The 13,334-nt window shown below is 40.7% G+C and carries 11 protein-coding genes; 1 reads left to right on the plus strand and 10 read right to left on the minus strand.

Going from position 1 to position 13,334, the window contains the following annotated elements:
* Positions 1-105 precede the first annotated feature (105 nt).
* The 5 genes from HMPREF2704_RS03870 to HMPREF2704_RS03890 all read right to left on the minus strand — a co-directional run bounded on the left by HMPREF2704_RS03870 (position 106) and on the right by HMPREF2704_RS03890 (position 6,605).
* On the minus strand, positions 106-1,032 hold the full coding sequence (locus tag HMPREF2704_RS03870; protein WP_049523048.1) for an ATP-binding cassette domain-containing protein: 927 nt from the start codon (positions 1,030-1,032) through the stop codon (positions 106-108).
* Between the two features lie 10 nt (positions 1,033-1,042).
* Positions 1,043-2,110, minus strand: coding sequence for an ABC transporter ATP-binding protein (locus HMPREF2704_RS03875; RefSeq protein ID WP_003004369.1), 1,068 nt, complete (start codon positions 2,108-2,110; stop codon positions 1,043-1,045).
* Positions 2,111-2,121: 11 nt separating this feature from the next.
* On the minus strand, positions 2,122-3,048 hold the full coding sequence (oppC, locus tag HMPREF2704_RS03880; protein ID WP_023919302.1) for an oligopeptide ABC transporter permease OppC: 927 nt from the start codon (positions 3,046-3,048) through the stop codon (positions 2,122-2,124).
* Positions 3,048-4,547: an ABC transporter permease gene (locus HMPREF2704_RS03885; RefSeq protein ID WP_023919303.1), complete on the minus strand. Its 1,500-nt coding sequence runs from the start codon at positions 4,545-4,547 to the stop codon at positions 3,048-3,050. The genes oppC and HMPREF2704_RS03885 overlap by 1 nt, the downstream gene beginning before the upstream one ends.
* A gap of 72 nt (positions 4,548-4,619) precedes the next feature.
* Positions 4,620-6,605: a peptide ABC transporter substrate-binding protein gene (locus HMPREF2704_RS03890; RefSeq protein WP_070845738.1), complete on the minus strand. Its 1,986-nt coding sequence runs from the start codon at positions 6,603-6,605 to the stop codon at positions 4,620-4,622.
* Between the two features lie 205 nt (positions 6,606-6,810).
* On the opposite strand from HMPREF2704_RS03890, the gene HMPREF2704_RS03895 reads away from it, so the two are divergent.
* Positions 6,811-8,052, plus strand: a complete 1,242-nt coding sequence (locus HMPREF2704_RS03895) for a serine hydrolase (RefSeq protein WP_070845740.1) — start codon at positions 6,811-6,813, stop codon at positions 8,050-8,052.
* Between the two features lie 55 nt (positions 8,053-8,107).
* On the opposite strand, the gene sufB is transcribed toward HMPREF2704_RS03895, so the two are convergent.
* The 5 genes from sufB to sufC all read right to left on the minus strand — a co-directional run bounded on the left by sufB (position 8,108) and on the right by sufC (position 13,309).
* Positions 8,108-9,520: a Fe-S cluster assembly protein SufB gene (gene sufB / locus HMPREF2704_RS03900; RefSeq protein WP_003010279.1), complete on the minus strand. Its 1,413-nt coding sequence runs from the start codon at positions 9,518-9,520 to the stop codon at positions 8,108-8,110.
* A 32-nt stretch (positions 9,521-9,552) separates the two neighbouring features.
* The gene (gene sufU, locus HMPREF2704_RS03905) at positions 9,553-9,987 is read right to left on the minus strand and encodes a Fe-S cluster assembly sulfur transfer protein SufU (protein WP_070845742.1); all 435 of its coding nucleotides are present in this window, start codon (positions 9,985-9,987) and stop codon (positions 9,553-9,555) included.
* Complete coding sequence (locus HMPREF2704_RS03910) at positions 9,974-11,200, minus strand: cysteine desulfurase (protein WP_070845744.1); 1,227 nt, start codon at positions 11,198-11,200, stop codon at positions 9,974-9,976. Before HMPREF2704_RS03910 ends, sufU begins: the two co-directional genes overlap by 14 nt.
* Positions 11,201-11,209: 9 nt before the next feature.
* Positions 11,210-12,472, minus strand: a complete 1,263-nt coding sequence (sufD, locus tag HMPREF2704_RS03915) for a Fe-S cluster assembly protein SufD (protein WP_003004052.1) — start codon at positions 12,470-12,472, stop codon at positions 11,210-11,212.
* 66 nt (positions 12,473-12,538) lie between these two features.
* The gene (gene sufC / locus HMPREF2704_RS03920) at positions 12,539-13,309 is read right to left on the minus strand and encodes a Fe-S cluster assembly ATPase SufC (protein WP_003004238.1); all 771 of its coding nucleotides are present in this window, start codon (positions 13,307-13,309) and stop codon (positions 12,539-12,541) included.
* Positions 13,310-13,334: the final 25 nt, after the last annotated feature.

Raw genomic sequence — 13,334 nt, forward strand, 5'->3', positions numbered from 1 at the left:
ATATTAGTATATCATGACCTACCCTTACTGTCAACACTTTTTTAAAAAATTTTTTATTTTTTTGAAAGTTTTTTTGAAAAAAAGAAAATAGAGAGGGAATCCTCTCTATTTATATTCTTGTCTGTATTTGTTTTCTTCAGCTTTGTTAGCCCATACATAATGACCTGGTTTAATTTCAACCATTTGTGGTTTATCTTCAGAGTAATCATGTTGTTCTGGATCATAGATTTTTAGAACTTTTTTACGTTCTAGAATTGGATCTGGAATTGGGACTGCTGAAAGTAGGGATTGAGTGTATGGATGGATTGGGTGGTTAAATAGTTCTTCAGTTTCTGCCACTTCTACAATAACCCCTTTATAGATAACTGCAATACGGTCAGAAATGAAGCGTACAACTGACAAGTCATGGGCGATAAAGAGGTAGGTCAAGCCTAATTCTCTTTGGAATTTTTTCAAAAGGTTCAAGACCTGTGCACGTACTGAAACGTCAAGAGCTGAGATTGGTTCATCCGCAATGACAAATTCTGGTTCCATGACAAGTGCACGGGCAATACCGATCCGTTGACGTTGACCACCTGAGAATTCGTGAGGATAACGTGTCAAATGTTCTGCTAGAAGCCCAACTTCATGCATAATATTTTTTACTTTTTCCTGACGTTCTTCTTCGCTGTTAAACAAATGGTGGTTGATCAAACCTTCAGAGATAATATAATCAACTGTTGCACGTTCATTCAAACTTGCTGCTGGGTCTTGGAAGATCATTTGAATTTTACGGATCAACTCTGATTTTTCACTATGAGAGTTTTTTCCGTTGATCTTGCGACCGTCATAAATAATTTCTCCAGCACTTGTATCATTCAAACCGATGATCGCACGCCCAATTGTTGTCTTACCACTTCCTGATTCACCAACAAGAGAGAAAGTTTCTCCCTTATTAATGAAAAAGTTGGTGTTCTTTACAGCAACGAATTTTTTACTTCCTTCACCGAAGGAAATTTCTAAATCTTTAATTTCAACTAATTTTTCAGTCATTTCCTTCCTCCTATTCTGTAATGTGAGTGAAGCCCATTTTTGAGCCAATCTTTTCGTGAAGGTTTTCGATTACTTCTGGTTTATGAACTGTTGGTGCATCTGGATGGAGCAACCATGTCTTAGCCCAGTGAGTATCGGTTACTTTGAAAGCAGGTGCCTCTTCTTCAAAATCAATCTGCATTGCATAGTCTGAACGAAGTGCGAAGGCATCTCCTTTGATTGGAGCATACAATGATGGCGGAGTTCCTGGAATAGAGTAAAGATCACCATCTGAGGTTGACAATTGAGGCAAGCTTGAAAGCAAGCTCCATGTGTATGGATGTTTTGGATCGTAGAAAATTTCTTCTACTTTTCCAAACTCAACAATTTCTCCAGCATACATAACGGCTACTTTATCTGCAATACTTGCAACCACACCTAAGTCGTGGGTGATAAAGATAACTGTAAATTGGTATTCTTTTTGAAGGGATTTCAACAAATCAATGATTTGCGCTTGAATGGTTACGTCTAGGGCTGTTGTTGGTTCGTCACAGATTAAGATATCTGGACGGCAGGCCAAGGCGATGGCAATAACGATCCGTTGACGCATCCCACCTGAATATTGGAATGGATACTCATCAAAACGACGTTCCGCATCTGGAATTCCAACTTTCTCCATATAGTCCAAAGCCATTTCTTTAGCTTCTTTAGCTGTTTTCCCTTGGTGTTTGATAATGACTTCTGTAATTTGTGAACCAATTGTGTTGATTGGGTCCAAACTTGTCATTGGGTCTTGGAAAATTGTAGCGATCTTAGATCCACGAATATTTTCCCAATCTTTATTCGATTTCAAATCTGTCAATTCTTGACCACGGTATTTAATCGAACCTTGGGCAATACGGCCATTATCTTCTAACATTCCGGTGAACGTCTTTGTCAAAACTGATTTCCCTGAACCTGACTCACCAACCAAGGCAAGAACTTCACCTTCTACTAGCTCAAGCGATACGCCACGAATGGCTGTCAGTACGCGATCGCGCACGTCAAATTCCACTACGATATCTTGAGCAGATAAAATAATATTGTTATTTGATGTCATATCTACTCCTCCTATCTATGTGTACGTGGGTCGCTGGCATCGGCCAAGTTTTGTCCGACGATAAAGAATGACAAGGATACTAAAATCAAAACAGTAAGTGGAATCCAGAATAGGTAGGCATTTGTAGTTACGTTTTGAGAATAGTCAGAAATCAACCGTCCCAAACTTGGAACTGTGATTGGAAGACCAAGTCCGAAGAAGGAAAGGAAAGCTTCGTAAGAAATAAAACTTGGTAACATTTGTGATGTCTGGGTCACGATTACAGATACCAATTGAGGTAAAATATTTTTCGTAACAATTTTCAACGTTGGTGTTCCTAATGTTCGACTGGCCAAGTTGTACTCCAAATCACGGTAACGCATGATTTGAACACGAATCATGTAGGCAATTCCGATCCATCCTGTTAAGGACATGGCAAGAATCAAATTCCAGAAACCAGATCCCATTGAGTAAGTCAAGACGATAACGATCAACATAAATGGAATGTTTGAAATAACGTTATAAACTTCCATCATGATACGGTCGATGGATTTTGAGATTCCCCAAATTCCACCAACGATGACTCCGACCACCACGTTAATAACAGTTGCGATAAAGGAAATGATAATCGAATTTCGAGCACCAAACCAAACTCCATCAAAGAGGGATTTACCGTTGTTATCTGTACCAAAGAAAGCTTTGGCACTTGGTGGATTCAAACGTGCTGAAAAGTCATTTACCTTACTTACGTCGTTGTAATCAAAATTTGAAAACATCGGGTAGATAAAACTCATCAAGAGAATCCCAATCAAAACAGCAAGCATAATGATCGTGGTTCTTTTTTTAAAGAATTGTCTGAATACAGATTTCCAGTATGAATACGCTGGAGCATCGATTACTTCAGAGGCAAAGTCATCGCGTTTTACAAACTGAAATTTATTTTTATCGATTGTAGCCATTATTTGCCTCCTTTCGTATTCGTTAATTTAATCCGTGGATCAAGCACTGTCATCAAGATATCACCTAACATGGCAGCAAAGATACCAAGCGATGTGAAGATGAAGACAAGTCCGATAACCATGGTGTTGTTTGATGCTTTAATAGAGTCAATCAACATTTTACCCATACCTGGGAAAGCGAAGACTGTTTCAGTAAGTGTCGCACCTGAGATAACTCCAATAATAGATGTCGGAATACCAGATACCAATGGAACCATCGCATTTTTGAAGATGTGTTTTTTTGAAATCTCACGTTCTGACAATCCTTTTGAACGAGCAAAACGGACGAAATCTTGTGAATGGATATCGATCATGTAACGACGAATCCAAACGGCGTTAAATGGTGCACTCAATAAACCAAGAATCAGAGACGGCAATACATATGAACGCCAGTCCTGTGCTCCAAGAACTGGGAATGAGTCTGGAAGCCCAAAGAATGAACCTGCTAAACGGACAATGTAGACCGAAGCAATGGTTGGAAGAGACATCATAAATGTCAAAGCAGCTGTTGAGATGCTATCAAACCATGAGTTCTTGAACAGAGCCATGTAAGATCCTAATGGGATCGCAATCAAATAAGAAATTGCAATACCAATCAAACCAATGATTGAAGAAGATGCAATCATGGATGGATTCTCATAGTTGCTCAACGTTGCTGTATAAGCGTCCCCTTTACCAAATCGACTGATATCTTGTGAGTCTGCCTTACTTGGTGATTTGTAGGTACGTGAGTAGATATCGATGGAAGATGTCTTTTTACCTGTTGGGAAGTTCACTTCACTCTTCTTAGTTGTTCCTTGTCCTTGGGTAATAACTTGAAGAACAGGGGTATTTGAATAAGTTGGATATGAATTTCCAAGGTTTAAGGTCACAAAGTTTTGGTGTACATATGGGAATTGACCATTAAAGTACAAGAGGTATTTGTGTTTCGTACCAGAACCTACAACTGACCAACCAATAGACGGATCATTTTCAATACGGATATAGCGTTTGAGGTTTGGATTTGAAGCATCTTTCACCCAACCTGGATGATCAAATTGAATCAAATTCGCATAGAAGCTGACGACACGTTCAAAAACTGGAATTTCACGCACCGCATAGAAAGACTTACTTTCTGGGAAACGTTTCAACTGCCAACCATGACCTAATTTGTTAATGTATTCCTTATAGATCTTTTCATTAGCAGTTGTCGCATCAACTGTTACAGAAGAATCTTCTTTACTTGCTTTTTGTTGCAAGCTCTTTGAATCCATGTATTCCAAATAACCCATGCGATCGTAGACAGTATTTTCGTAGTTGATCTTCGAATCTTTTGTCTTCGCTACTTTATTGTAGTTGGGGTCATTTTTAAAGATGAGATTTCTCGGTGTTAGCGTATAGATAATCATGTAGGTTAATGTCGTGACGAGAAAGATCGACACTAACGAACGCAAAATACGCATAAAAACATATTTTTTCATATTTCATTCCTTTAATGTCCAAAAGAACTTTCTCCCCTAGAAGAGAAAGTTCTAATGAAAAGCAATAATTAATTATTTAACGTGTTTTTCAAGATCTTGTTGAGCTTTTTTGTTTGACTCAGCTTTTTCTTTTTGCCATTTTTCACGTGCTTGTTCGTATTGTTTCTTAGTAACAGGTTCATCTTGAACTTCTACATATTTGAAGTAAGCAGATCCTTTGTTACCTGTTTGCGCTGATGGGCCAGAGAATGGAACCACTTTAGAAACAACTGTTGCTGCGCCTGTGCTTGACATTGTTGGGATTACCAAGGCACTATCACTCAACCAAGCTTGAGCAGTAGCATATTTTTCGTAACGTTTAGCTACATCAAGTGATTCGCTATTAGCATCTGCAAGAAGTTTCGCATACTCATCCAAGCCAACTGCTTTGGCTGAAGCATTATCTACACCACCTGCAAAACCAAGGTAGACTTTTGTTTGGTCTTCAGAAGATGGTTGGAGAGTTTCAAGGTAAGTTGATGGATCATCGTAGTCTGGATTCCAACCAACCAATCCTTGAAGATCCCAATCTGCATCTGCTGCTGATGGCACGTTCAAAGTAATGTTCAAGACTTCATCCTGGTCCATCATTTGAAGATCAAGAACGACATTGTCTTTACCAAGAGTATCTTCCACTGTTTGTTTCAATGATTGCATCCGTGAAACAAAGTTTGTTGAATTTTGTGCTACTGGTACGTCAATATGAATTGGGAATTGAACACCATCTTTTTGAAGTTCAGCTTTTGCTTTTTCAAGTTGTGCTTTCGCTTTGTCTTTGTTGTAAAGACCGTCTTGACCATCTGCAAGGTTGATACCTTTCCATTGGTCCCCATAAGTAGTCAATTTGTCTGCTACTACATCTCCAAAATCTTTCCCATTTACTTGTACAAAGGCTGGTGCTGTGTAGGTGTTACGGATAGCTGGTTTAGCAAATGCTTTACTATTTACTTGTGCTGAATAGTTTTCACGGTTCAAGGCAAAAGTAATAGCTTGACGGAAATCTTTGTTCAAGATTGCTTTCTTAGTAGAAGATTTTTCAGCATCTGATTTCTTAGCAGTGTGTTTGTAAGATTGACGGTCAATATTGAAACCAAGGACTGCCACACCTGAACCAGCTGGGGTGTTGTAAATGTTATCTTTGTATTTTTTCTCTACTGTTGCAAAGTTTGAGCTTGCTGGGAAAAGACGAGCAGCTGTATAAGCTCCATCAGAGAAGCCACGCGCCAATGAATCTTGATCTGATCCATCGTAGTAGGTAAGCTTCACTTCTTTAAGGTGAACGTTTTTCTTATCCCAGTAGTTGTCATTCTTTTCAAATACAACAGATGATTTTGATGTAATAGATTTAAGAAGGAAAGGTCCGTTTGCAAGGATTGACTTCACATCGTTTGGTTGACCAAAATCATCTCCCTTACTCTTCAAGAAATCTGTGCTAATTGGGAACAAGATTCCGTTTGTTGTTTTAGAGTTCCAGAAAGTTTCAGGTTTGTTCAATGTATACTCAAGGGTGTAATCATCAACAGCTTTGACACCAACTTGGCTAAAGTCTGTAGTTTTTCCTTGTACATAATCATCCAAGCCTTTGATTGAGCCTTGAACTAGTGAAAGAGTTTCAGATTTTTTATCAGCAGCGTGTTTCAAACCTGTTACAAAGTCTTTAGCTGTCACTTCGCCATGTTCTTCACCGTCTGCATCGTACCACTTAACCCCTTTACGAATTTTGTAGGTATAAGTCAAACCGTCTTTTGAAACAGACCAATCTTCTGCAAGTGATGGTACGAGATTACCATACTTGTCATTTGCCATCAAACCATCTACGACGTTTGTAGTAATATCGTGTGTAGCAGCTTTAGAAGATACAGTGTAGTCCAAAGTTTGAGGATCATCTGTGTAGACATAACCATAGTTCTTGTCTTCGCCTGAGCTTGCTTTGCTAGTATTTGAACTAGAACATGCAGCCAACAATCCAGCTGCAAGAAGTGTTACTCCGGCAACTGCAAATACTTTACCTTTTTTCATAGGAATTCTCCAATAGTTTTTTTAGATTTGTTTAAGATTATATCACAAGTAGAAAAAAAAGTAAACTAAATTTTCTGAATATTCGATTTATCACTATTCAAAAACCTTGCTATGACTGACTTTTTAGCCTAATTGATGATTTTACGATTTTCCATTAATCATTTGTATGATACAATAGAGAGGACTAAGCAACGAGGAAACAACTGTGAAAAAATTATTTCTTTCTTTTTTAACTTTTATCTTGCTGTTATGCAGTTTACCTTATCAAGTCGTTCTAGCAGATGAACTAGATCTTCCTGCTCAAAGTGCTATTGCTGTTGAAGCTGATACAGGTAAAATCCTATATGAAAAGGATTCAGAGAAAAAGCGAGATGTGGGGGGACTTTCTACACTCTTGACCACTTATCTGATTTTCGAAGCCATTCATGAAAAAAAACTTTCTCTGAAAGATCCTATCAAACTGTCTGAGAAAGCTCTGGCCTTAAATGATATCGAAGGTGCTGGTACTCTTCCTATGGAAGCGAACCAATATACGGTTGAACAGTTATTGACGGCTCTTTTAGTTGGAAATTCTAGCACTGCTGCCTTGGCTTTAGCTGAGAAAGTGGGTGGCTCTGAGAAAAGCTTCGTTGAAAAAATGAAGCAGAAACTTGCTGAATGGGGCATTCAATCTCCTCATTTAATCAATGCTACCGGATTAAATACTCAAACCATCAGCGGAGATCCTGACGGGAAAGAAGACGAAAATCAATTGAGTGCTTATGATATTGCTGTTATTGCTAAGCACTTACTCCAGGATTTCCCTGAAGTGACCAAATATACTTCAAAACCCACTGCTCTTTTTTCAAACACGCAGATTGAAAACCCCAACCTGATGCTAGAAGGCATGCCGAATTACCGTTCAGGCGTTGACGGCCTTCGGGTCAGCAACTCTACCAAAGGTGGTATTACCTTTGCTGCATCAACGACGCAAAATGGCATCCATATGATCACGGTTGTCCTAGGAGTGGAGGCCGTTGACGGTGATCCCTATGCACGCTTTGTGGCTACTTCTTCTCTGATGAACTACGTGGTAAGAACCTTTGTTTCTTCCATTGTCGTCAAAGAAGGAGATCCTTACGGGAAAAGTAAGGCAAGTGTTATGGATGGGAAGTCGGAGACTGTTTTAGCTGTTGCAAAAAAAGACTTCTATATCGTCGAAAAACAAGGCAGTCAAGCAGAACCAAAAATTCAATTCAAGAGCACTCAAGAATCATTCAAGGCACCTGTCAAATCAGGCACCACTCTTGGAAAATTACACTATACTGATCCAGATAAAATCGGGCGAGGCTATCTAGAAGATCAGGAGCCAACGGTCGATATGGTAGCGGGAAGAACCATTGAGAAAAGCTTTTTCTTAAAGGTTTGGTGGAATGAATTTGTTCGTTATGTCAACGAAAAGCTATAAGTAAAAAAACACAATGGAGTCAAATCCATTGTGTTTTTTGATTGACAAAAATGAATTACCCTACAGAGCCTTCCATTTCGTAGCTAATGAGTCGGTTTAACTCAACCGCATATTCCATTGGAAGTTCTTTCGTAAAGGGCTCTACAAATCCCATGACAATCATTTCTGTCGCTTCTGATTCAGACAGTCCACGACTCATCAAATAATAAAGTTGCTCTTCTGAGATTTTTGAAACCTTAGCTTCGTGCTCCAAAGCAACTTGTGAGTTGTGGATTTCATTAAATGGAATTGTATCTGATGCAGATAAATCATCCATAATAATGGTGTCACACTCGATGTGAGAAACTGATTTCTTGGAATTTTTGTTAAAGGTTACTTGTCCACGGTAGTCTACCTTTCCGCCACCTTTCGCAATAGATTTCGATACGATAGATGAGCTGGTATGAGGGGCATTGTGGATCATTTTGGCACCTGTATCTTGGTGTTGCCCTGCATTCGCAAAGGCAATGGACAACATGGTACCACGCGCTCCTTCTCCATCTAGATAAACAGATGGGTACTTCATAGTTGTCTTGGCACCTAGGTTTCCGTCGATCCACTCAACTGTGGCATCTTTTTGAGCCTTGGCCCGCTTGGTTACCAAGTTGTAGACATTGTCTGACCAGTTTTGGATGGTCGTATAGCGCATGTAAGCACCATCCAAGGCAAAGATCTCGACAATCGCTGCATGGAGGCTATTACTTGAGTAGGTCGGTGCTGTACAGCCTTCTACATAGTGAACACTTGCTCCCTCGTCCACGATAATCAAAGTGCGTTCAAACTGACCAGTATTTTCATTGTTGATACGGAAGTATGTTTGAAGGGGGACGTCTACTTTTACGCCTTTTGGTACATAAATGAAGGTCCCACCAGACCAGACCGCTGAGTTGAGGGCAGCCAATTTGTTGTCCGTTGGTGGTACTAACTTCGCAAAATACTGTTTGAAAAGGTCTGGATATTCTTTTAGGGCAGAATCCGTATCGGTAAAGATAATCCCCAACTTTTCAAACTCTTCTTTCATATTGTGGTAAACCACTTCTGATTCATACTGAGCAGAAGCTCCCGCTAGGTAAGCACGTTCTGCTTCAGGAATCCCGATACGCTCAAAGGTTTCCTTGATTTTCTCTGGAACTTCGTCCCATGAACGGGCAGGTTTATCCGAAGGTTTTTGATAATAGATCAAATCATCAAAGTCAATCTCTGATAGATCGGCTCCCCAGGTTTGCATGGGCATCTTTTTGAAGGTTTCAAAAGATTTCAAACGGAATTCGAGCATCCATTCTGGTTCATTTTTTGCTGCAGACAATTCACGAATAACCGCTTCATTCAATCCCTTCCCGGTAGAGAGAATGGGTTGAACGTCATCGTGAAATCCAAATTTATATTCACCGAGATCAATTGGTTTCGGTTCGACTCTTTCTTCAGCCATAATTTCCTTTCTTTCTCTGTTTCTTCTTTTAATTATTTGCTACGTTCGATCGCTTTTTTAAGAGCATTCCAGGAGAGGGTCGCACATTTAATCCGTTGTGGAAATTTTGAGACTCCAGATAAAAAGGCTGCGTCTCCTAATTCCCCTTGGCGAGGATCTGACTTCCCTTGGACCATTTCTGAAAAGACCTGCGCCAATTCTTCGACTTCCTCTTTTGTTTTTCCCATTACAGCATCCGTCATCATACTAGCTGAAGCGGTTGAGATCGTACATCCTGAATTAACAAAGGCGATATCTTCCACCCTGTCATTCTCGTCAAATTTCACACTTAACTGGATCACATCTCCACAAGTTGGATTGTTGAGTTGGATCTGATCAACATCTTCAATCTGGCCCTGATGGTGAGGGTGTTTTGAATGGTCAGCTACGACCGCCATGTACAGCGAATCTAATTTAGAAAGTGCCATTGAAAAACTCCTTTGCTTTGACCAATGCCTCAATTAATTTATCACAGTCCGCTTTGGTGTTGTAGATATAAAAACTTGCTCTCGTTGTCGCTGGGACTTGTAGGTATTGAAGAAGCGGTTGTGCACAGTGGTGACCTGCACGAACGGCAATCCCTTCATAATCTAGTGCTGTTGCTAAGTCATGCGGATGGAGATCTCCTAGATTGAAGGAAATGACGCCAGAACGTTGGGCTAAGTCTTGGGAACCATAGATGGTCAAACCTTCGATCGCCTGTAATTTTGGAAACACATAGGCAATCAATTCATGCTCATGCGCTTCTACCTGGTCCATACCCAGCTCTTCTAAGTAATCGATTGCTGCACCAAGACCGATTGCACCAGCCATATTGGGGGTTCCAGCTTCAAATTTCCAAGGTAATTCCTTCCAAGAGGCAGATTGTTCGTAAACAAAGTCAATCATCTCGCCCCCAAACTCGATCGGAGACATTTGCTCTAAGATATCTTCCTTCCCATAGAGGACACCAATCCCTGTTGGTGCAGCCATCTTATGGCCAGAAAAAGCAAAGAAATCCGCATCTAAGCCTTGTACATCAATGGCCATATGAGGGGTTGATTGAGCCCCATCTACGACCATGATCGCTCCAACTTCATGAGCTAATCGAGCAATTTCCTTGATCGGATTGACCACCCCTAAGACATTCGAAGCATGGGTGATGGAGACAAATTTTGTCTTCTCACTAAGCTTGCTCTTTAAGTCCTGCATATCCAGCAAGCCATCTTTTAGATAGACATAGACCAGTTTTGCTCCTGTCTTCTTGCAGGCTTGTTGCCAAGGAATGATGTTGGAGTGATGTTCCATGATGGAAATCAGGACTTCATCCCCTTCCTTTAGGACTTCTTCTGCATAGCGGGCTACCCAGTTGAGTCCAGTCGTTGTCCCTCTTGTAAAGAGCACCTCCTTGGTTGATGAAGCATTGATAAATTTTCTGACTTTCTCACGCGCTGCCTCATAGGCTGCTGTCGCTCGTTCAGCCAAAGTATGGACTCCACGATGAACATTGGCGTTATCTTGCAAATAATAGTGATTAACGGCTTCAAGAACACGGTTAGGTTTTTGCGTCGTCGCTGCATTATCTAGATAAACCAAAGGCTCATCGTGAACTAGTTGATCGAGAATGGGAAAGTCTTGAGCAATCGTATTTTTATCTAGCATTGTTTCTCCTTAGCGTTGAGATAACTTTTCTTCAATGGTGGCAATCATTTCATCACGTACTTCTTTAACTGGGATTTCAACAATCACAGATCCCAAGAAACCACGCACCACTAAGCGTTCTGCTGTGTGTTGATCCAGACCACGACTCATGAGGTAATACATATCTTCTGGGTCCACTTGACCGATCGATGCAGCATGGCCAGCTGTGACATCATTTTCATCAATCAAGAGGATTGGGTTGGCATCTGAACGAGCTTGATCCGATAACATTAAGACACGGCTTTCTTGCTGAGCATCTGCTCCTTTAGCCCCCTTGATAATATGACCAATTCCGTTGAAGGTCAAGGTTCCTTTTTCAAGAATAACCCCGTGTTGCAAGATATTTCCGATCGAGTTGCAACCAAAGTTGGTCACGCGGGTGTCAATTCCTTGAACCTGACGACCGCTTGATAAAGCAACGACTTTCAAATCTGCATGACTTCCGTTTCCAACCAAGTCACTGTCAAAGTCTGCAACCACGTTACCTTCGTTCATAACACCGATAGCCCAATCAATGCTGGCATCCTGACCTAGTTTCCCACGTCGACTGATGTAAGCTGTGACATTTTCACCCAGACGGTCAATCGCCGCAAATTTCACTTGGGCACCGGAGCGGGCGATCACCTCAACCGTCACATTCGCAGTTGCTGTTGCTGAGCCTTCACCTTTTGATTCTAGGCGTTCCAAATAGCTAAACTTGCTGTTTTTGCCTGCGATAATCAAAATGTGCTTATTAAAAGGTACATCACTGTCGCTATCCTGGTAGAAAATACCTTCGATGGGTTCTGAAATTTCGACGTTATCTGGAACATATAGCACAGCCCCACTATTAAAATAAGCCGTGTGGTATGCTGCTAGTTTATCATCGTCGTATTTAACCGAAGACATAAAGTAGTCTTCCACTACCTGAGGAATTTCTTCTAGGGCAGTATGGAAATCTGTAAAAAGAACTCCTTGGTCTGCCAAGGCTTGTGGCACCTGTTCAAATACAGTTTGAGTTCCAACTTGGACCAATTTTAAGTTTGAATCGAGGGCTGTAAAATCGGGAACATTGGCAGAAGCCTCGCTTTCTGTGATCGTCCCATCTCCAAGATTCCAGCGGTGAAATTTGACGCGTTCAATGGCTGGCAATTCCAACTGATCGATCTTGTCAAAAGCTTTTTTTCGTAAATCTTGCAGCCAGCTTGGCTCAGCATGCAGTTCCGAAAAGAGGGTAATATTTTCAATACTCATTTTTTTCTCCTAATAAAGATACTATCTGTTTGATTTTATGACAACATTAGATCACTTGTCATCAGGTTATAGTTCTTCTTTATAGTCGTAACCGAGTTCTTCTGCGAGTTGGGCATAGCCTTCACGTTCCAAGCGTGCAGCCAATTCTGGTCCACCTGAAAGCACAACACGACCTTCCATCATCACATGAACGACGTCAGGAGTAATATAGTTCAACAAACGTTGGTAGTGGGTGATGATCATCGCTCCAAAACCTTCACCCCGCATCGCATTAACCCCTTTAGATACGACCTTAAGAGCATCAATATCCAAACCAGAATCAATTTCATCCAAAAGAGCAAATGTTGGCTCCAACATCAATAATTGAAGGATTTCATTCCGTTTTTTCTCACCACCAGAGAATCCTTCATTGAGGTAGCGTTCTGCCATTTCTTCTTTCATGTTGAGCAGTTCCATCTTTTCATCCAATTTTTTGATGAAATCACGAATAGAGATCTTCTCGTCCTCTTCTTTACCAGCATTCATGGCTGCACGTAAAAATTCTGCATTGGTAATTCCTGGGATTTCTGAAGGGTATTGCATGGCAAGGAACAAGCCCATCCGTGCACGTTCGTCCACTTCCAATTCTAAGATGTTGACACCATCAAACAGAATCTCCCCTTTGGTTACTTCATAATTTGGGTTTCCCATAATGGCAGCTGACAGAGTAGATTTCCCTGTTCCGTTTGGTCCCATGATGGCTGCGATCTCACCAGTTTTTAGGGTCAGGTTTACACCTTTTAAAATTTCTTTGCCTTCAATTTCAACGTGAAGGTCTTTAATTTCTAATGTCGACATTGCATTCCCTTTCTTTTTACTTTGA

The organism is Streptococcus sp. HMSC076C09 (assembly GCF_001837905.1).
Taxonomy (GTDB): Bacteria; Bacillota; Bacilli; order Lactobacillales; family Streptococcaceae; genus Streptococcus; species Streptococcus parasanguinis_I.